At 52.9% G+C, this 19,983-nt stretch carries 13 protein-coding genes; 10 read left to right on the top strand and 3 right to left on the bottom strand.

What is annotated here, in order from left to right:
* Positions 1-945 (bottom strand): ring-cleaving dioxygenase, encoded by a 945-nt coding sequence (locus tag QMO62_RS16215; RefSeq protein WP_284642523.1) that lies wholly within the window; start codon positions 943-945, stop codon positions 1-3.
* Between the two features lie 65 nt (positions 946-1,010).
* Entirely contained in the window at positions 1,011-1,274 is a 264-nt protein-coding gene (locus tag QMO62_RS16210) for a winged helix-turn-helix transcriptional regulator (RefSeq protein ID WP_284642521.1), read from the bottom strand.
* Between the two features lie 423 nt (positions 1,275-1,697).
* On the opposite strand from QMO62_RS16210, the gene QMO62_RS16205 reads away from it, so the two are divergent.
* The 3 genes from QMO62_RS16205 (at position 1,698) to QMO62_RS16195 (ending at position 4,239) form a co-directional block, all read left to right on the top strand.
* Positions 1,698-3,038, top strand: a complete 1,341-nt coding sequence (locus QMO62_RS16205) for an MFS transporter (protein ID WP_284642519.1) — start codon at positions 1,698-1,700, stop codon at positions 3,036-3,038.
* 297 nt (positions 3,039-3,335) lie between these two features.
* Positions 3,336-3,713, top strand: a complete 378-nt coding sequence (locus QMO62_RS16200) for a VOC family protein (RefSeq protein ID WP_284642516.1) — start codon at positions 3,336-3,338, stop codon at positions 3,711-3,713.
* A gap of 52 nt (positions 3,714-3,765) precedes the next feature.
* Entirely contained in the window at positions 3,766-4,239 is a 474-nt protein-coding gene (locus QMO62_RS16195) for a nucleoside deaminase (protein WP_284642515.1), read from the top strand.
* A 3-nt stretch (positions 4,240-4,242) separates the two neighbouring features.
* Here the strand turns inward: QMO62_RS16195 and QMO62_RS16190 are convergent, their stop codons facing one another.
* Positions 4,243-4,983, bottom strand: a complete 741-nt coding sequence (locus tag QMO62_RS16190; protein WP_284642513.1) for an SDR family NAD(P)-dependent oxidoreductase — start codon at positions 4,981-4,983, stop codon at positions 4,243-4,245.
* A 130-nt stretch (positions 4,984-5,113) separates the two neighbouring features.
* Here QMO62_RS16190 and QMO62_RS16185 point away from each other — a divergent pair, with 130 nt between their 5' ends.
* From QMO62_RS16185 to QMO62_RS16155, 7 genes are all read left to right on the top strand, one after another.
* Positions 5,114-5,995 carry a LysR family transcriptional regulator gene (locus QMO62_RS16185; protein ID WP_284642511.1) on the top strand — a complete coding sequence of 294 codons (882 nt, stop codon included), beginning with the start codon at positions 5,114-5,116 and terminating at the stop codon, positions 5,993-5,995.
* 82 nt (positions 5,996-6,077) lie between these two features.
* Entirely contained in the window at positions 6,078-6,671 is a 594-nt protein-coding gene (locus QMO62_RS16180) for a TetR/AcrR family transcriptional regulator (RefSeq protein WP_284642510.1), read from the top strand.
* A gap of 1 nt (position 6,672) precedes the next feature.
* Positions 6,673-7,017, top strand: a complete 345-nt coding sequence (locus QMO62_RS16175) for a DMT family transporter (RefSeq protein ID WP_284642508.1) — start codon at positions 6,673-6,675, stop codon at positions 7,015-7,017.
* Entirely contained in the window at positions 7,017-7,331 is a 315-nt protein-coding gene (locus tag QMO62_RS16170) for a DMT family transporter (RefSeq protein WP_284642506.1), read from the top strand. The genes QMO62_RS16175 and QMO62_RS16170 overlap by 1 nt, the downstream gene beginning before the upstream one ends.
* A 186-nt stretch (positions 7,332-7,517) precedes the next feature.
* Positions 7,518-8,762, top strand: a complete 1,245-nt coding sequence (locus tag QMO62_RS16165) for a S1C family serine protease (protein ID WP_284642505.1) — start codon at positions 7,518-7,520, stop codon at positions 8,760-8,762.
* Between the two features lie 306 nt (positions 8,763-9,068).
* A complete protein-coding gene (locus tag QMO62_RS16160) occupies positions 9,069-10,973 on the top strand; it encodes a sensor histidine kinase (RefSeq protein WP_284642503.1) in 1,905 nt (634 codons plus the stop codon).
* A 287-nt stretch (positions 10,974-11,260) separates the two neighbouring features.
* Positions 11,261-19,954, top strand: a complete 8,694-nt coding sequence (locus QMO62_RS16155; protein WP_284642501.1) for a cadherin-like beta sandwich domain-containing protein — start codon at positions 11,261-11,263, stop codon at positions 19,952-19,954.
* Positions 19,955-19,983 lie beyond the last annotated feature (29 nt).

The following is a 19,983-nucleotide window of genomic DNA, read 5'->3' as shown; positions in this document are numbered from 1 at the left end:
TTACTCGACCTCCAGTTCACGAACTTGAATAGGCGGCAAAAGCTTTTCGATTTGTGCCCGATGGGGCTCATACTGTTCGGGAAGCTTCAATCCGGTGCCCAGCTCATCAAAAGCCTCGTCTCGGGTGAACCCCGGCGGATCTGTTGCAATTTCAAACAAGATGCCGCCCGATTCACGGAAATATATCGCATTGAAGTACTGTCTGTCTATAATCGGCGTCGGCTGATATCCATTTTGTGCAACGTGGCTTCTCCACTCCTCGTGATCGGCAAAGTCTTTGGCCCGCCAAGCAATATGATGAACGGTTCCGTATCCTCCCGACCCGTGCTCTACCGGGGTCACATTCAGGTCGATGATATTCCCGACTTCCGCGCTTCCCTTAAACCGAGTCCAGTTCGCGTCCTCCGCAATCTTTTCAAGGCCCATGACATTTTCCAGCAAAGCGGAGGTTTCTTTGGGTGATGTGCTGTAAAGAACCGCACCTCCGAAGCCTTTGATCGCTTTGTCCACGGGGATTCCGCCAAATGACCATTCGCTATTTGCGCCTTCCTGGCGCTCCGTGATTTCAAGCTGCAGCCCGTCATGGTCTGTAAACTGCAGATACGCTTCTCCGAATCTTTCGGTACGGTTATGAGGTACATTGAATTTCAGTAATCGGTTCTCCCAGAAATCCATCGTACCCGCAGGCACAAGGAAGGTGGTAATGCCAACCTGTCCGCCGCCGATTCGTCCTTTCCGTCCCGTGGCCCAAGGGAAAAATGTCATGATAGTACCCGGACTCCCGGATTCATTACCGAAGTAGAAATGGTACACTTCGGGGGCGTCGAAGTTGATCGTTTTTTTGACAAGACGCAGCCCGAGCACACCGGCATAAAAATCAAGGTTTTCTTGAGCATTTCTTGCAAAAGCCGTGATGTGGTGAATTCCGGTAGTGTGTTTATTCATATAAATAGCTCCTTTTCCAATGGATTATTATGATTCCCTCTACTTGGTAGATCAATAATTGATTATTAAGAAATCCATTCCTCCGCCCATTTTTCACATTCCTTCATCATGGGTTCTAACGCGCGGCCCTTCTCCGTTAACTCGTATTCGATTCTAACCGGCGTTTCGTCATATACCCGACGGACGACGATCCCTTCCGTTTCTAGCTCTTTGAAGCGTTCGGACAGCATTCGATCACTCATCTGCTCAATCATCTTGGAGATATCCGTAAATCGTTTGTGCCCACTCAGAAGCGCACGTATAATCAGTCCTGTCCATCGTTTTCCCAATAATTCAAACGCGGCTTCAAAGCTAGGACATCGTTTGTAATCGAGCTCCACCCGTACCACCTCCGATCTGATTAATAGTAAGTGACTTTACAATAGTAAGTATAACACATAGTTTTAATAAATAAAAGTAAGTGACTGTATAAAAGTTAGAGAATTATTTCGACTGCAAGGACGGACTGTCCACTCCAACAAAAGATAACCCGCTCAGAAGCGATGGTGTCCACTGTGAAGGCAATGAAGTGTAGGAAAGTAACGAATTTATGATATGATTAGAATTGCTTGCCAAATCCGTAAGGCAGCTGCGGAATACATTTATACATAAAAGGATGATGGTACAATGACGGAAAATATCTATAGAGAGTGGCCTGCCCGCAGTCAGGTTCATCGTACGCTGCGAGCTCCAGCCGATCGGGGGGCAGGGGAATGAAAAGTCGTACCTCTGTTTTAATCAGCATCGTCTTGGCCATGCTGGTGGCATCGATGGACTCGACCATTATGAACACGACTATGCCTATCGTTGCCGAAGAATTGGGGCGTTTCGATCTGTATGCCTGGTCGTTCGCAGCTTATATGATCTTCAACACGGTGCTGGCGCCGGTAGCCGGGCGGATTTCCGATCTGTTCGGACGGAAGCGGGTGTTTGCTTGCGGTATCCTGCTTTTTCTCGCCGGATCGCTCTTGTGCGGATTGTCCCAGTCTATGGTGCAGCTCGTGATCTTCCGGGCGGTGCAAGGGATCGGAGCGGGGGTAATGATGCCGTTCCCGATGATTATCGCAGGGGACTTGTTCTCGGTGGAAAATCGGGGGAAAATCCAGGCGCTGTTCACATCGATGTGGGGACTCGCGGCGCTGCTGGCTCCGATGCTCGGTGCCTTTTTCGTGGAATACTTGAACTGGCGCTGGATTTTCTACGTGAACCTGCCCATTTGTTTGCTGGCCTTTCTTATGCTGCTTCCTTATAAGGAAGTGTACGAGCCGAAGCCGGCCAAGGTGGATTACATCGGTGCGATCTTGTTTACGATCGGGGTAAGCTTGCTGCTGCTTGTAACGGTCCTGGAGGAAAATCGGGTCATATTCGGAGTTGTCGGTGCCTTATTCCTCATTTGGTTCTATTTGTTCGAAAGGAAGCAGGCGTCCCCGCTTGTGCCGCTCGGCATGCTGAGTGACCGAACGATTCGGTGGGTCAACATCAACGGCTTCGTCGCTTGTCTTGCACTGTTCGGGGTAGGCAGCTTCATTCCGCTGTTTCTGCAGAGCTTTGCCGGAGCCAGCCTGTTCATGAGCGGCCTTCCTCTGCTCGGTCTGGCGGCCGGTTGGATGGTCGTGGCGGTCCCCGCCGGTAAGTGGGTGCTGAAATACGGCTTCCGCAAGCTGCTCATCGCGGGCAACGTGCTGCTCGTTCTGGCCGGCGGACTGCTCACGCTGGTGAATGCCGAGTCAGGTGTCGGCTTCGCAACCGTTTGCCTTACCGTCGTCGGTCTCGCCTTCGGCCTGACGTCGACCGTAGCGATTATTGCCGTACAGCAGCTGGCCGAGCCGCATCAACGGGGAATATCTACTTCGTTCCTAATGTTCTGCCGGAATATCGGCACGGCCGTAGGGGTGACCATCATGGGAGCGATTGTAACCCACACACAGGGCATCGCAGGCTTTCACGGGTTGTTCTTATTTGGCTTTGTCAGTACGCTCGCGGCGCTTGTCACCGCGCTCTTTATCTGCAACCGCAGGCTCGAATCGACCGCGCCGGGTGGGATCGGATCCTAATAACGACAAACCAAACAACGGCTGTCTCCGGCGGCCGTTGTTTTTTCATGCTTAGCAGGACCGTAAAACTACAAGCCGACATCATGGAAGAGCTCGTCATGCTTAAGGAAGGAAAAAAACAAGCCTAGCTGCAATCGCTCACGAAACGAACCTCTGCTGACAAAGAAGAGGTCTTTCGTACGATGACGGGTAAGTTTGGTATGAAAGCAAATGAAAAAAAAAGGTCCCTCTGTATATGCTATACTTTGGAAGGAAGACAAGCTGAATCATTAATTATATTCAAAGGAGAGATAAATTATGATTACCAAACTCGGTCAAGTGATGCTGTACGTCAATAACCAAGATGAATCGAGAAACTTCTGGACGGAAACCGTAGGCTTTCAAGTCATTTCCGAGGAAAGCAACGGGGACATGAGATGGATTGAACTCGCTCCCTCTAAGGATTCGGAAACGAGCATCATTCTTCATAATAAGGAGCTTATAGCGAAGATGTCCCCGGGATTGCATCTCGGTACCCCTTCTTTAATGTTTTTCTCAAACGATCTCGATCAATTGTATAACGACCTAAAGATTAAGAATGTCACCGTGGGGGAAATGGTGAGCCTTCCTTCCGGAAGAGTATTCAACTTTGCGGATCGTGAAGAAAATTACTTTGCTGTCATGGAGAAAAAGTAAAACTCGTTGCCCAATAACGAGTGCCCAACTCGGAAATAGGGGGAAAATCGAAATGAAAACGCATGAGGAATGGATGAACGAAACGATTCAGATGGCGGTGCACAATGTGGATCGGGGCGGCGGTCCGTTTGCAGCCTTGGTCGTACGGGGAGATGTCATCGTCGGTCAGGGGGTCAACACCGTACACTTGCAATCCGACCCTACCGCCCACGCGGAGCTGCTCGCCATCAGACAGGCATGTACCGCCTTGGGGACAACGGATTTAAGCGATTGCATCGTCTACGCCAGCGGCGAGCCTTGTCCCATGTGCATGGGGGCTATCTACTGGGCGAAGCCCAAAGCTGTCTACTATGCCTGCAGCAAAAAAGAAGCGGCGGCCGCGGTTCAGTTCCCTGATCCCTTGAAAAACTACTGGGAGGAAATGAAACGGCCCGCCGAGCAAAGAAGCATTTCGCTGGAGAAGCTTAGCCCGGCCAGCAGCTTGGCTCCATTTCAACGCTGGAGCGAGCGGAGCAATCAAAGCTAAGCTCTACAGCGTTTGTCCGCTGTCTACGGTAATGATCTGGCCTGTCATCGCTTCCTGCTCCAAAGCCGTACAGATCAAGGAAGCGATATCCTCGGGCGCCGCGATGCGCTGCAGCAGCAGCTGAGGCGCCAGCCTGTGCATCTGCTCTTCTCTACCGGCCCACCACCTTGTCGCAACGGCTCCCGGTACTACGCAGTTGACCCGTATATCGGGAGACAAGGCCCGGGCCAGCGACTTCGTCAGACCGTGTACGGCCGCCTTGGATACGGCGTAGGGGAGAGAAGAGCCTAGGCCGGTTTGTCCCGCGATGCTGCCGAGATTGACGATCGCTCCTTGCTTGTTCTTCTTCATGTAAGGGGCGACAGCTCGCGCGCAGTAGAACATTCCTTTGACATTCACATCGAACAGCTCATCCCATACCTCCTCCGTTGCTTCCTCCAAATCGCCAAGCGGGATATGCCGGGTCACGCTGGCATTATTCACAAGCAAATCGATCGTCCCGAATTGCCGCGCTATCTCTTGTACCATTCCCTTAACGTCGCTGTCCCGCGAAACGTCCCCCTGTACGGCTATGGCGTGCCCGCCTTGCCGCTCAATCCATTGTACCGTTTCTTCCGCTTCCGCTTGGGAGCGCGAATAATTGACGGCAACGAGGGCTCCTCTTTCAGCAAGTGCAAGGCAGGTGGCTCTGCCGATCCCTGTCCCCCCGCCGGTAACTAAGGCTACTTTATCTTGTACCTTCATCTGTGTCATCCATCTCCTTTAGCTGAATTACTAATAAGCATGATTGTACAGCGAAGAAATGTATTTGTATAATTGAATTAAATGAATACTTAATTCAAATAAAATGAACCGTAATCAAAGGAGCCGGCCGATGGATCTGAAAACCGTAAAAACATTTCAAATGATTGTGAAGTACGGAAGCTTTCACCGTGCGGCGGAAGAAATGAATTATGTGCAATCCACGGTTACGATGCAAATCCAGAAGCTCGAATCCGAATTGGGCGTCACTTTGCTCGAACGGGGGAAAAAAATCCGATTAACGGAAGCGGGGAGACTGTTCTACGAGCAGAGCTTGCCTATCGTCAAGCAGATGGAGCAATTACAGACGAACATGTCGGATCTGCTCTTAGGGGAGAGCGGGAATATCCGTTTGGGGGTGACGGAGCCGACAGCCAGCTACCGTCTGCCTTGCGTCTTGAAGAAATTTATGGCGCAATATCCGAACATTCGGATCTCCCTGGAATTCGGGAATACACCGGGGTTGACCGCACGGCTTCTCCAAGGGGAGCTGGATTTGGCGTTAGGCTCGGCACCCGAGCTGGGGTCCGAGATCTATTTCGAGCCCTTGTTCCAAGAGGAGTTTGTACTCCTTATGCCGGAGGCTCACTCGCTTGCCTCATTATCTGTAATTGTGCCGGAGAATCTGCGGGATGATCGTCTGCTCATTACTTCAGAAGCTTGTCCGTACCGCAGAAAGCTGGAGATGGTGCTGCAGGAAGCGGGAAACATTCCGATAAATACGATGGAGATCGGCAGTATGACTGCCTTGAAATTTTATGTGGAAAGCGGACTAGGAATCGCTCTTGTGCCTAAGATCATGGTGGAGCCTGTTCCGGCAGGGACGACGATCCGAGCCTTAAGCGGGAGTCTGATCTCCATGAATTTCGGCATTCTCTCCAAGCCGTCGGAATACCCGACGCATCAGGCCGGCTCCAAGCTGTACCAATATCTGAAGCAGGAGCTGCTTGCCTAACTGTCATACCTGCTGGATGCTTCTTGATTTACTAACTTCTCCGTGCTAGAATTACCTAACGACCGTTAGGGAGGTGGCTATCATGACAGTACAACGCATCAAAGAAGCGGCTCTCACTCAATTCGCTATCCATGGCTATGACGGGGCGTCATTAGCGGATATTGCGAGTGAGGTAGGTATCAAGAAGCCGTCCATCTATGCGCACTTTAGCGGGAAGGATGAGCTTTTTCTCGAGGTGTTCCACGACGCGCTAGGCAGAGAATTGGATTTTGTCCGGCATTATTTTCATCGAACGCAGCAGGAACCGTTTAAAGAGGTTCTGTATGGCTTCCTGTTGCAGTATCTCGATCGTTATGTACAGGATCGCAATACCAACTTTTTTCTCAGAACGGTATTTTTTCCGCCCGTCCATCTGAAGCAGAAGACGGTCGACAGCGGCAACGATTTTGTCGATCAGCTGGAAAAATTGCTGGTTCCCATATTTCATAAGGCGATCGCGGACAAAAGCATCAGTCCAGCCGTGAATGAAGAGATCGCTGCTACGGCCTATACCGCAGTTCTGGACGGATTGTTCGTGGAATTGTTTTTCGGCGGCGCAGAGCGTGCTTTGAAACGGGCTCAGGCCTCCTGGCTTGTTTATTGGCGCGGCATTCAATCGCAACCGGAGGTGATTTGAAATGAACAAGGGATGGGTTTTTGTATTTATCGGCTCTGTCATTGAGGTGCTTTGGGTTACGGGCTTGAAGCATTCTCATCATTATTTGGAGTGGACGGGGACGGTGCTGGCTATCGCGTTTTCCTTCTATTTATTAATTCGTTCGATTGGCTCCGGTTTGCCGGTGGGTACGGTGTATGCCGTCTTTACCGGGCTTGGGACCATGGGCACGGTTCTAACGGAAATGATCGTGTTCGGGGAGCCCTTTCGTGTGCTCAAAATCGTACTGATCGTGGTTTTGGTCGCCGGCGTAATGGGGCTAAAGCTGGTAACGAGTAACCCTGAGCCTAAAGGCGGTGCTGTATAATGGCCTGGATGTTTCTTGCTTTTGCCGGCTTATTCGAGGTTGTAGGTGTGATCGGCATGAATATGATCACCAGGAGAAAAGCAGCCGCCTCGTTTCTAGTATTTATCGTAGGGCTGATCATGAGCTTCTCGCTCCTCAGTTTGGCCATGAAAAGTATTCCTATGGGGACGGCCTACGCCATCTGGACGGGCATCGGCACCGTCGGCTCCGGTATCGTCGGCATCTTGTTCTATGGAGAGTCGAAGGATTGGAGAAGAATATTGTTCATGTGCATGGTACTAAGCGCCGCTATCGGCCTCAAATTCATGAGTTGATATGGTACGGTCCCAGACCTAATTGGTCATGGGACCTTTTTTTTCGTTGCAGCATTCAGCCTGCTTTCAGCGGATTCTCACCTAGCCTTCAGTTCATTTTAACCCTGGTTTAAGCAACGGCTTCTATACTGTTCCTTGTAAGGGCGATAAGCAGCCCGCTATGACTTCACGATGGAGGTTCAGTATATGAATAACGATACAGAGTACAATAGACCAAGATCCAAATGGAAGAGCACGTTTGCCGCTTTTATGGCAGGGACCGTCCTGACAGGAGGTTTAATGCTGGCCTCGGACGAATTGAATTTATTTACATCGCATAACTCAGCGGCGGTAGCTGCTGTAAGCAGTGCTTCGGCCGGTAAGCCGGCTGCTGCGGATTCGAAGAACAGCGGCGGGGTGGAGAGCGCCTCCCTAAGCGTGAATTCGACGGGGAACATCTCGCAAATCGTTAAGCAATCGAGTCCGGCTGTGGTGAAAATCGAGACGAAGGTAAAGGCGAGCAGTAGAGCTTCGGCAGCCGATCCGTTTTTCCGCCAGTTTTTCGGAGGACAAGCGAACGAGGGCCAGGGGGCTCTGCAGGACGGAGGCATGGGGACCGGGTTTATTTTTGAAAAGTCGGGTTATATTCTTACGAATGAGCATGTGATTGAAGGAGCCGAAGAAATTTGGGTGACGGTACAAGGATACGACAAGCCGTTCAAGGCGACGCTGCTTGGCAACAGCTACGAGCTCGACCTCGCGGCGCTTAAGATCGAAGGTGAGGCGGACTTCCCTTATCTGCAGCTGGGAAATCCGGATGAGTCGAATATCGGGGATTGGGTTGTTGCGATCGGGAACCCGTATGGATTCGATCAAACAGTGACCGTCGGCGTCTTGAGCGCCAAGGAACGGCCGATTACCATTCCGGATGAGCAAGGCACGCGGGGGTATAAACACCTGCTGCAAACGGATGCGTCCATTAATCCCGGTAACTCAGGAGGGCCGCTGCTGAATCTGGACGGTGAAGTGATCGGAATCAATACAGCGGTCAACGCCGAGGCGCAGGGGATAGGCTTCGCGATACCTACAACTACGATAGCTTCCGTCTTGGATAACTTGAAAAATAACGTAACGATTCCTAAGGAGCCGGTGCCGTACCTTGGTATTGCGATGGAAGACGTGAATGCCGAATGGAGCAAGGACCTTCGATTGAACAATGCGACAGGCGCCGTCATAGCGCAAATCGATCCGAAGGGGCCTGCCTTCGCAGCCGGGATCCGGACGTATGACGTGATTACCGGGATCAACGGACAGGCGGTTGCCAATGCTTCCGAGGTCAGCGCTAAGGTGAAGGAGCTGAAGGTAGGGGATCAAGCCGCGATCTCCGTGATCCGCAATGGACAGAAGAGCGAAGTTACTGTTACCGTCGCGGATAAAAATGCTCAAAAATAATAAACCGAAAAGACGCCCGCGGTTTGAATCCGCAGGCGTCAGAGCCCAAACATGATGCGGAGAGCCGACCCGGGGAAGGTCGGCTTTTTTCTGTTATGTACGGGTAGGAATACCCATGACTAAGTCACAGATTCCGGTCATACTTGTCACAAAGCGTCTCAAATTACTGTCGCATTCATTCAAAGCGCGTTATACTTCTTATTAATATAAGTTGTATGGAAGCGGGAGTGGTGAAGATTGAGGGGATCAGGAAGGCCGCCCTTGTTGTCTGCAGTAAAACCGTTTCGTAACACGATACTTACCGTTATGGCATTACTCCTGTATACGGTCATGGTGTTCGGCATCGTAGGCGCATCCGACAGGCTGGACGCTGGGGAACGGATTCTGGATCTGCGCAAGGACGGACGCTGGGAGGTCTTCATGGGAGAGGTGCCTGTCCGAAACGGTATACCGGAAGAGAGTTCCGTTGCTTGGAGGCCGATCGACGAGCTGCAGGGTACAACGGAGGGGCTTCGGAACAAAGGCGTATTCTGGGTGAAACGGTCGCTGCCCGGCAAGGAAGGCGGCTGGCGGGACCCCCATTTGTGGATCAAGCGGCAGCAGCAGTACACTGTTTATGTCAATGGCGCTTTACTGGGTGAGGTCAATAGGCAGGAAGACAATCGATACGATCATCCGGGGTATATGTGGCGGATGTACGAGCTGCCGTCAGGCGGGAAGCCTCAGACGCTTCTTGTACGAATCGATCCGGCGGTACCGGGATTGAAGCTCGGGCAGTACATCCTGGGAGAAGGAACGGCCTTGCAGTCAGAGATGCTTCGGTACGACACGATGGGTCTGATTTATTCTCTGCTGTTCGGCATGTTAGGTTTGGTTTCCGCTATCGTATATCTCCGCGCTCCCAAAGATTCCGCGTACTTATGGTTTGCCGTTATTACCTTTTGTGGGGGAGCCGCGTATTTACTGCGCACGATGAGCATCCAACGGTTTCCTGTGCCGGATATTTTGCTTTATTTCACCGATATGCCGGGGGCGATAGCGACAGGGGCCTTTTTGATGTTTCTATATCATTTTTTAAGCGGTCCCAGGAATAAGCTTCTCCTTTGGTTTGCCAATATTACCTTTTCCCTAAGCGCGGTCTGCATCGGTTTGGGCATTGCTGCAGACTTCGGCACGTACCGGGCCGTATACGATGCTTTGTTCTTGCCGTTGCTGGCAGTGGAAGCGGTCGTGGCGGTCGTTCCGCTCATCAAGCGCATTCGATCCGATGCGGACCCGGAGACCGGATGGATTATCAGCGGCATGCTGTCAGCCGTCCTTTGCACGATCATGCATACAGCGGGATTGATTTTGGTCAGCTCGCCGGGCACGTTCCGTTTCGCCACGACGCCTTATCTTTATTTTTTCGAGCATGTAGCGGGTCTAGGGGTCCTGATCTTCGTCGTTTCTCTTGGTATGGCTATGGTGACGAGGATGGTCCGGATTCGGCGGGAGCATCACCAATTTACCGTAGCGCTGGAGCATATGGTTAAGGAGAGGACCTTAGAGCTGGAAGGGGCCAACCGGTTGCTCCGGCAGTCGATTCGGGAGCGCTCCGAGGCGCTCGCAGAAATGGCTGTGCTGGAGGAGCGCACTCGAATCGCCAGGGATATTCACGATGTCGTGGGCCATACGCTGACTACGACGCTCGTGCAGATTGAAGCCGCCAAGAAGCTTCTGGCCCGGGAAGTGGAACAGGGTCTGAGCAGGCTTGACCTGTCCATGGAGCTGGTTCGCAAGAGCCTGCAGGATATTCGGGAATCCGTTCACCGCATGCAGTCGGCGGGAGTGGAGTATGATCTGGAGGAGGCTATGCACGAACTGTCCTCCCTTACGGAAATGGCCGCAGGGGTAGAAGTGAATGGAACCATAGGTACCTTGCCTTATCTGAGTCTGCTTCAGAAGAAGGTGATTTTTCACACGCTGCAGGAAGGGATGACGAACGGCATTCGTCACGGGAAGGCGAAGGCGTTCCGTTACGAGCTGTGGCATGACGGGAAATCCGTGTTCTTCGAGCTATGGAACAATGGAGAGTCCTTCCGTCAGGAGGTGCCCATGGGATTCGGCCTAACGAACATGCGCGAACGGATCCAGCAAATTGGAGGCAGCTTGGAGATAAGCTCGCCCGAAGGAGACGGGTACCAGTTGAATATCCGTTTTCCGGTACGATGATCAAGGCTGCCATATAATAAAGGACAGCGTGTCTTTCGAGATGCGCTGTTTTTTGTTGCTTGATTTAGGACTAAAGTTTCATATCGTGTAATCAAAAAGGACTAAAAAAGGAATGGGAAGATGCCGATATAGAAAGCATCACCAACTGACATACTTCGACAGTTTACGGCAGGGAAGGAGTAGTGGTAGTCCTAGTTGAGGACTGTTTTGTTGGATTTTAGGAAAAGAGGATGGTAGTGAACAATATGTTTCATCGCTTGATGTCTTCTTTGTCGAATGGTAGGAGAATGAAAAAACAGTGGAACACCCGAGTGGCCAAGCTGTTGGTGGCCGCCCTGCTGCTGCAGTATTTGCCTCTGCTTCCCGGTGTGTTAGGCGGAGCTCAGGCCGAAGGAACGGTTACGCAGCAAACCTATGGCGGCGGAAGTACCGTGGGGGCGAATACATACACGACGGTCCAGCCCAAAGTAATCAATGATAAGCTTACGGATTACGCCTGGAAGAGAATCTCTCTAAATATTTCACCTGATGCACGACAATCTGCGGCTATGGCCTATGACGAAAGCGCAGGAAATGTGGTGATGTTCGGCGGTCAAGGAAGTACTGGTTTGTTGGACGAGACATGGATTTGGGATGGCAGTCAGCAAACCTGGCAGGAATTACTTAATCTTCCCCTCAAGCCTTCCAATCGTAAAGGGGCGGCGATAGCCTATGACCCGGTCAGTCGGAAGGTACTTTTGTTCGGGGGCGAAGGCCAGGCAGGAGTACTAAACGATACTTGGTTCTGGAATGGAACAGACGCCAAGTGGGAGCAAGTTACCGGGCTCGCTGACGCACCTTCAGCCCGCGGAGGGGCCCAACTTGCCTATGACGGCGAACAATTGGTATTGTTCGGCGGTTATACGGGAAGCGGAGCTTCCAAGACGCTGCTTGGCGATACTTGGCTATGGAATGGAGCTTCCTGGACCCGTGAGCAGCCGATCCAGTCTCCGCCACCGATTTATAACGGACGGATGGCTTATGATGGCTACACCGCGATTTTATATGGAGGTAATTTGGGTTCGATTACCCAATCTTACGTAGGACAAACCGCTACCAATAACGTAACTCATGATGATAGCAGTCCATTATTATGGAAGTGGGATCGTGCAGCTAAATCCTGGAGCTCGAATAATGGTCCTGAGCCATATGGCCGTTGGGGACAAGCTATGGCCTACGACGGACGCCGCGTAGTATTTTTTAGCGGGGAACGGGATTACGTTCATATGTATAATGCTGTCTTGGTGGAGAATTTGAAATTGCCGTCCACCATGTATCCGCCTATGCGGGGCAGCTTAGCCTACGGCTGGACCGGCAGTGCATGGGAATACTACCCTCTTAATGTATCCATGGAAACCGTATATCAAAGCAATAAAGATAGTACGGGCAAGGAATATGAGGTGCAAACCGTTCCCAATAAGCTGCCTTTCCCGTTAAGTGATGCCAGCATGGCATTCGACGGCAAAAATTTCGTTGTATTCGGTGGAAGCCGCAGCCATATTAATATTATGGATAAGGTTTTCGGCAGTGTTGTCGGCGGTATGCCTGCCGGGAATGTGAACGAAACTTGGGTGTTCGGCTATACGCCGCCAACGGCGCCAGGGGTAAAGATGGATCTGGAGCCTCTAATCAATTTTGACCCGCAGCATACGAACGATACGGTTAGTGTAATTACAAATGTATATAATGACGGTACTAGAGCTATTACCTCAAGAGGAGTCCAATACCGGACGTTTACGGAGCAGGGGAATGCTGCTTGGACTGACGTGCCTTATACCGGTTCGGGAAATCAAGGAACGGGTTCTTTTACTGTAACTTTAACAGGGCTGACCTGGCAGCAGGAATACGAGCTTCGTGGCTATGCGACGAATGAAATCGGCACAAGCTATACTGAAGTTAAACGTTTTGTGTTGAAGGACGATCCCAACATGGCCAAGCCCGATGTCGATTACGATCGCGTTGGGGCATCTGTCCTACACGTTAAGGACAAGATGCGTCTGGTTGCGGTTGGCACAGGGGTCACCAATTTGCTGCGCAAGCCGTTGGAGGGAATTCATTACTTCCTGAAGAGTTCCACGGGCGCCGAATATCCGCTGGCTTATAATATTATTAATGACCGCCAGCTGGAGCTGACCTTGCCTGACCCGAAGGCAGTACTGCCTCCGGGAAAATACAGTGTGCACTTGGAGCATGTTTTCTACCAGCATTACGTCTTCACGGATGCGCTGCTGGTCACGGTGCTCGACTTCTACAAGCCGCGCAACTTTGCTAAGGTAGAAGTACCTAGCACGTCGACAAGCAACGAAGTGGACAGCTTGGTGGTACAAGGGCCGTTTACGGAAGATCCGTCCGCACCGAGTATTTATGTGCTCAATGATACATCTGAACCGGTGACGATCAACGAAACGATCCTGTTCAAAGGAAGCCGGCTTGTCGTAGACAAGAGCGGCGCGAACGGAAAAGCTACTATCAGCGGAGAGGGCCGTCTTTACGTGAATGGCGGAGGCTCCGAAGGGGCGAACCTATCCTACACGCTAATGGAAGGTCCATTTATCATCACGTCGGACAGCTTCTCCTTACCTTTTAGCAACAGTGAGGCAACGGATTATTTAAACATGAACATGCCGGTAAAGGCGAGCTCTCTTGTTTTCACCAAGGATGGCCTGCGCCTGACGGGGCAGCTTTCGGTCGGTATGCAGCTCGGAAGTCAGCGGGTTGCGGAATCCGTACCGGTGGATAGCCTCCGGTTCTCGGGTGGCCGGTTCGATCTGTCCGGCAGCTACACAATGAACAATAGCTTTAAGGTAGGTCCATTCACGGCAAAGGATACCAAATTTGTCGTAGAGAGCCGCATCCCTTATGTGGGCGTGCAGGGCAAGGGCAGCCTGCCGGGTACGGATCTTAGCTTTGATCTGTATATGAAAACAAAGCAGGGCCGTCTGGACAGCGTCAGCTTCGGCATGTACCGCAAGGCGAAGCTCGCTTCGACGGGACTGCAGGTAAATTACTTGTACGGTAATGTAGACAAGCTGGCGGAAAAAACACAGGTTCCCCAGAAGTTCGACGTCACCGGCTCCGTCATGGACGTGATTGTACCTGAACTGAAGCACCCTCAGGTGAATTACAAGTTCAACTTGGTAGGAACCGACGCCATCGATATGGACGTTTCCTCCTACGGCTTTAACGCCAGCGGCATCGAATATTATTACTGGCTGCCAGTCAACAACATGAGCATGACAGCAGTGACGGATCCTAAGGCCGCAGGAATCAAAGGCTTCTCGTCCCCGGGCTTTGCGGCGAAGGGTGACATCAATGTATTTGAAGTGGTCAAGGGAGCCGTTACTTCGTACTCCTTTAATCAAAAAGGCTACAACGGCGTAATCAAGGGAACCGTTTATGTTCCTAAAGGGATTCCACGCATCGGCGGGGCTACGGTAAATAACGTTACGCTGAGTGTAAATGAATCCGGAATCGTCGGGACCTTCCGTCATAACGGCGTAGGGGCGAATGTCAAGTATACCTTCAAAAACAACACCATCCTGTTCGAGGTCGAAGCAGAGCCTCCGAAGAAATCGTGGTGGGAGAAGGGTCTGGACTTCGTAAACAATGTTTCCGACTTTATGGAAGCGGCGGAGCCGTGGCTGGATCTGGCGGAAGAGCTGCTGCTGAGCAAGCCGGATTCGGGCAAGCAGGTCAAGGTGGCTTCGGCATCCGCTTCTTCGGCGGCACTGAAAAGAGCCTATGACTTAAAGCCCATCAGCCTGGCCTTCCAGCCGGAAGATACCGCGAAACCGGGTGTACCGGCGCGAATGGTTGAGGGACAGCTGACGACGCTGGATAAGACACCGCCGATGACCTCGGAGGTTAACGCGGCGAGCGGACAGGTAAGCACGGCATTTGCCGTAGACCGTCCGTTCCAAGCTTTGATTGCCATTGCGGGGGACCACTCATCCGCTGTCCTTACCGGTACGGCTCCGGGTCACACCGCGGGGAAAGTCGCAACTCCAGATGTCGCTTACGACCAAGCAGCGAACGTGACCTGGATGCGCATATCGCTTTATCCGGGACATTGGAAGCTGACGACAAGCGGCGGTACCCAAATCAGCATCCATGAGCTATTGTTCGCCAACGCAGCGACGCCGCTCAACCAGTTGATTGAGCTTTGGGGCCAAGCGCCGGATAGACCTGTCACGTCACTTTCGATAAAGGAACGTGGAAGCTACTTGCTCCAAATCGGCGCGGCTAACGGAGAAGTCATCGTATATAAGCCGGACGGACGGCCTTACAGCCTGCAAGCCGAGCAGAGCCAGCCGGACTGGAACGCCTATCGCGATGCCGGAGGCAACCTGTACGTGCTTCTCAATGCCGTGGAAGCGGGCACTTGGATGATCAGCGCGGGCAATAGCCCTCAAGCGGCTTTACACCTTGCACCGGCGCAAACGACAATGGCCGATGTTGTACAATGGGTTCAAGCTGAGGCCTATCCTACGGCATTTGCATTGGATAACACGTCTTTAGGGCAAGCCATCGTTGAGATCTACGGAGCGAATGCACAGACGAAGGTGTACACTCCGGGCGGTGAGCTTTATCCGCTGCAGCTTGATCCGAATCAAGACGGAATGAACGCCTTACTGGATGAGTCGCAGGGAAAGCTGACTCTTCTTCTCGAAGGAGCGAATCTGAAAGGCGAATGGAAGGCGACCGGCAGCCGTTTCGCCAGCGTAGTCGCCTATAAGAACAGCCGGAAATTCAAATCCATCAAGCCGCTGCTTATGGAAGGGCGTTACAGCAAGTATTTCGAGCTGGCGGAATCCGGCAATTACCTTCTTACGGTGAGCGGTGGTAATGAGGAAACGGTTCTCATTTCTCCGAGCGGCGAACCGTATACGCTGAATTTTGATGCTCCGGGAGGCAACGCCTACCTGCAGCCGGCATCGGACCGGATGCCGAACGCAAGCGTGAGCGGAGATCCGCTGCAGCAAACGCAGATCTCGACCCCGACCCCGGCTGTGGACGGACGGGATACCCTGTATGTTTCGCTGCTGAACGCGCCTTCGGGTAAATGGACAGTAAAAAATGTAAAGAAGGTCGACCTGCAAATTCAGAAGCTGCTTCCTGCGTCCGCCGTCAAGGCTTCGGTAACGCAAGCCGGCGGAGCGGATAACCGGATACAGCTCACATGGTCAACGGAAAATGCCGCACCGGATATGAAGGTAACGGTCATGCTTACCGACAACGCCGATCAATATATCGGTGAAGTGATTGCGGACGGCTTGTCCGCCTCCGGAAGTAAGGTGCTGGCCATTCCTGCAGAGACATTACCCGGAGTCTATCGTGTGTCTGTAGCGGCGGTTCATGCCGATAAGGCCCCTGTCTATGCCGTTGCTGAAGGGTCGGTTCAGGTAACGGCTCCTTACACGCTTCCCGCACCTGGGCGACCTGAGGTCATCTCTGGGAACGGGGAAGTATCGCTTCGATTTTCCGCGGTGTCCGGGAATGTAACGTCGTACCGTATTTGGGGACTGGATGCCGCCGGCAATCAACCTCTCGTTCCGCTGATGGACGTAGCTCCGGTTTCGGGGAACGATCAGGCTGCTGTTGTGGCCGGTTTGCCAACAGGTACATCCTACATCTTTAGCGTGTCGGCTATCGGACAAGAGCAAGGACGTATCGTTTGGAGCCCGCAATCCGAGACAGTCACTACGGAGCTGCCTGCTCCTCTGCCGGCGGCCTTGGCTGTATCGCTTGACGCAGGCTCCCAACCCGTTGCCCAGCGTACCTATACGGCGCTTGACGGAAGTGCAGAAACCATGCTGCTTACCGCGACGGAGCAGGCTTCCTTACAGGTAGGTGCGGATCAGAACGTTTCGCTTACGCTCTCGGTTCACGGTCAGCAGGTAGGCAGCGGAATAGTAAGCGCCGGCGGTACTTACGCATTCAAGCTGCAGGACCTGCTTAACGTCAGCGTGCTGAAGGAGCGGGAGTACAACCTGCTGATCGAGTCGGTCAACGAGCGCGGTGATCGAAGCACCGCTTACCGCAAGCTGGTCATCGACCGCACCGGACCGTTATTGATCGCGTCCGCAGGGGATGATAATCAGGGCCAACCGATCGCATTAAACGGCAAAGTAGTTGACGACAGCAAGGTTTACATTATCGGACAAACAGATATCGGGGCGAAGCTGACCGTCAATGGAGTCAGCGTTCCTCTTGATGATGAGGGTCGATTCGCTTACTATGCCCCGCTGGATTGGGTGTCGAATGCGGATCGCAACCAGATCACCATGACGGCAACGGATGAAAGCGGCAATAAGACGGAATATGGCTTTGAAGTGCTGCGTGGCTTGGCAGGAGCTATGCCTAGCTCTCCTGAGGGTCTGTCAGCTCTGACGACAGGCAATGCAAAGATGAGCATGCTTTACCAATTTGGCACGACCTCGTATCAAGCGGTGGCCAATTCAGATAAGGTACGTATTTACGCAGTGCCTATGGCTGCGAATTCCGTAGTAACGGTAGACGGACAGCAGCTTACGGCAAACGGCTATGTGGAGGTAGAAGTGCCTGCGTCCGGCCGCAATGTATCGATCCGTGTTCAGCCTGTTGGCGGAACGGAGAAGCTGTACACGCTGCAATTGACGGGTACAGGCTCCGATGCAGCGGTGCTGCGTACACTGAAGCTGAAGGACGTAACGGCTGCAATGCCGGGTAAGGAGCTCGCCGCTTCGCCGTTCACAGGAACGGAGGACAGCTATCCCGTTTATGTAGATCATGCGGTAGAGAGCGTTACCTTGACTCCGGGGGCATTGAAGGCCGGTTCCGGCATTCGGGTGAAGGGACAATCGGTACCAAGCGGGTTAGCCTCCCAGCCGATCCCATTGCAGGTCGGCGAGAATGCGATTCCGGTTCTCGTTACTTCACTGGACGGTACGCAAACGCGCACCTACAATGTCGTCGTATGGCGTAATCCAAGCAGCAACGCTCAGCTCAATCAGCTGAGTCTGATCTCGGGTGGTGCGGAGCTGCTCTCCGCCTTCACACCGAATACAAGCAGCTACCAGGTATCCGTGCCGCATAGTGCCGCGGCCATTACGCTCCGCGCGACGGCAGCGCAGCCGGATGCTTCGCTTCAAGTCAACGGTCAAGCCGCATTGAGCGGTTCGGCTGTATCGATTCCGTTGGTTAAGGATGCACAGACGCTTACCATTGAGGTTCACGCTCAGGACGGCAGCAAGGTTGTGTATACCGTTTCCGTATTGCGTCAGCAGGCAGTGCCTGCAGAGCCGCCGTTACTGTCGAGCCTTCAGGTAGATACGGTGCTGTCTCGTCCTTTCAGTCCGTATAAGCTTTCGTATGGCACAACAGGACAGACGACCAGTAATAGAGTGAATTTAACGGCAGTAGCTAATGATCCCCAAGCCGTGGTTACCGTGCAAGGGACACCTCTAAGAGGGGGAGGCCGCTTCCAGCCGGCCATTATCCCCGGGGTGAATACCTTGATCGTGAATGTGGAGTCCGCAGACCGAACCGCTTCGCAGACGTATTCTGTCGATGTGGTAGGGTTAGAAGAGGACAACTCTTCGCCGCCGATGCCAAGCAACCTTCGTCAAGCGCCGATTTCGGGCGGCGTCGGTGGCTGGGCCGAGCAAACCTCCATCGTTCGTACACGTACGGAAGAGGGACGGACGCTGGATACGGTGAAACTGGATGCGGGGACAGCGAAAAGCATCGTTGAGAAATCCATACAGAACAAGGATACAACTGCCCGTATCTACGTGACGGATCTTCCTGACGCACCTGCCGATGAGAGAATTGTCAGCTTAAGTGCCGAATCCGTGAGCTTGCTTGCTCAAGGCGGCATGTCCATGCAAATCCTGCTTCCGGACGCGCAAATTTCCTTACCGGGAGCGTCGCTGCAGCAGCTTAGTAAAGACGGCAAGGATGCTTACTTCCGGGTGGTTCCGATTCGGGAGCAAACGGAGCGAAGCGATGTAACGACCCGCGTTCAGAACGCGGAGCTGGTGAAGCAAGCGGCAGGGGGGCAGCCGGTCAGCGTGATCGGTCAGCCTGTCAAAATCGAAACGAATTATGCCGGATATACAACGGAGCTCCTGCTGCCGCTGAATCATTTGGTTTTGCCGGCCGATACGGCAGCAGCTAAACGGATCCTGTCACAGCTCGCCGTATACATCGAGCACAGCGATGGAGAGAAGGCGCTGCAGCAAGGAGAAATTCGTTACGATGCGGACGGCAAGCTTGCCGGTATTGCGATTCAAATCAATAAATTCAGTACGTTTACCATTATTCAAAAAAATGCAGATGCGCTGAAGGTGCTGGAGCCGTATTTGTCCGGTTACCCGGACGGAACGTTCCGTCCTTCGAAAGCCATTACGCGCGCGGAGCTGGCAACGATTGTAGCTCGCATTCAGGGAAGCAGTGCCAAAGGGGAGCCGCTGCCAATCCAAGCTCAAGGCTATCCTGACGTCGCTCCGGATCATTGGGCGGCGGAAGCCATTGCTCATATGCAGCGTACAGGGCTGATGCTTGGCGATAACAACGGGCTGTTCCGTCCTGAAGACGCGATTACCCGCGGAGAGCTGGCCAGCATCGCAGCAAGACTGCTTTCCAAGTCTGCGGGCGCCGCACAGAGCGGCGGTTACTCCGATACTCGGGAGCATTGGGCTTTCGAAGCGATCGAGAAGGCTTCCCGCGCCGGCATTCTGCAAGGGTACCCGGACAGCTCGTTCCAGCCGGACAACCCGTTGAACCGTGCGGAAGCAGTGAAGGTGCTGAACCGACTGTTTGAACGTCCCGCGGCGGCGGTGACAGCCTCCAGCTGGCCGGACGTAGCTCAGGATCATTGGGCGATTCAGGAGATCGAATCGGCTTCCGCTGCATTGAAGCAGATGACCGATGGCAGTGTATTGATTCTGCCCAAGCAATAGAAGCTATTAAGAAGAAGCAGTCTATGCCT

The organism is Paenibacillus silviterrae, assembly GCF_030167925.1.
Taxonomy (GTDB): domain Bacteria; phylum Bacillota; class Bacilli; order Paenibacillales; family NBRC-103111; genus Paenibacillus_G; species Paenibacillus_G silviterrae.
Note: the sequence above shows the minus strand (reverse complement) of the source record. Positions and strands in the feature narration are given on the sequence as shown.

What these genes read in the sequence shown, in the direction of transcription:
- QMO62_RS16215 (WP_284642523.1), bottom strand. Translation starts at nt 945, where the DNA reads ATGAATAAACACACTACCGGAATTCACCACATCACGGCTTTTGCAAGA.
- QMO62_RS16205 (WP_284642519.1), top strand. Translation starts at nt 1,698, where the DNA reads ATGAAAAGTCGTACCTCTGTTTTAATCAGCATCGTCTTGGCCATGCTG.
- QMO62_RS16200 (WP_284642516.1), top strand. Translation starts at nt 3,336, where the DNA reads ATGATTACCAAACTCGGTCAAGTGATGCTGTACGTCAATAACCAAGAT.
- QMO62_RS16195 (WP_284642515.1), top strand. Translation starts at nt 3,766, where the DNA reads ATGAAAACGCATGAGGAATGGATGAACGAAACGATTCAGATGGCGGTG.
- QMO62_RS16190 (WP_284642513.1), bottom strand. Translation starts at nt 4,983, where the DNA reads ATGAAGGTACAAGATAAAGTAGCCTTAGTTACCGGCGGGGGGACAGGG.
- QMO62_RS16185 (WP_284642511.1), top strand. Translation starts at nt 5,114, where the DNA reads ATGGATCTGAAAACCGTAAAAACATTTCAAATGATTGTGAAGTACGGA.
- QMO62_RS16180 (WP_284642510.1), top strand. Translation starts at nt 6,078, where the DNA reads ATGACAGTACAACGCATCAAAGAAGCGGCTCTCACTCAATTCGCTATC.
- QMO62_RS16175 (WP_284642508.1), top strand. Translation starts at nt 6,673, where the DNA reads ATGAACAAGGGATGGGTTTTTGTATTTATCGGCTCTGTCATTGAGGTG.
- QMO62_RS16170 (WP_284642506.1), top strand. Translation starts at nt 7,017, where the DNA reads ATGGCCTGGATGTTTCTTGCTTTTGCCGGCTTATTCGAGGTTGTAGGT.
- QMO62_RS16165 (WP_284642505.1), top strand. Translation starts at nt 7,518, where the DNA reads ATGAATAACGATACAGAGTACAATAGACCAAGATCCAAATGGAAGAGC.
- QMO62_RS16160 (WP_284642503.1), top strand. Translation starts at nt 9,069, where the DNA reads ATGGCATTACTCCTGTATACGGTCATGGTGTTCGGCATCGTAGGCGCA.
- QMO62_RS16155 (WP_284642501.1), top strand. Translation starts at nt 11,261, where the DNA reads ATGAAAAAACAGTGGAACACCCGAGTGGCCAAGCTGTTGGTGGCCGCC.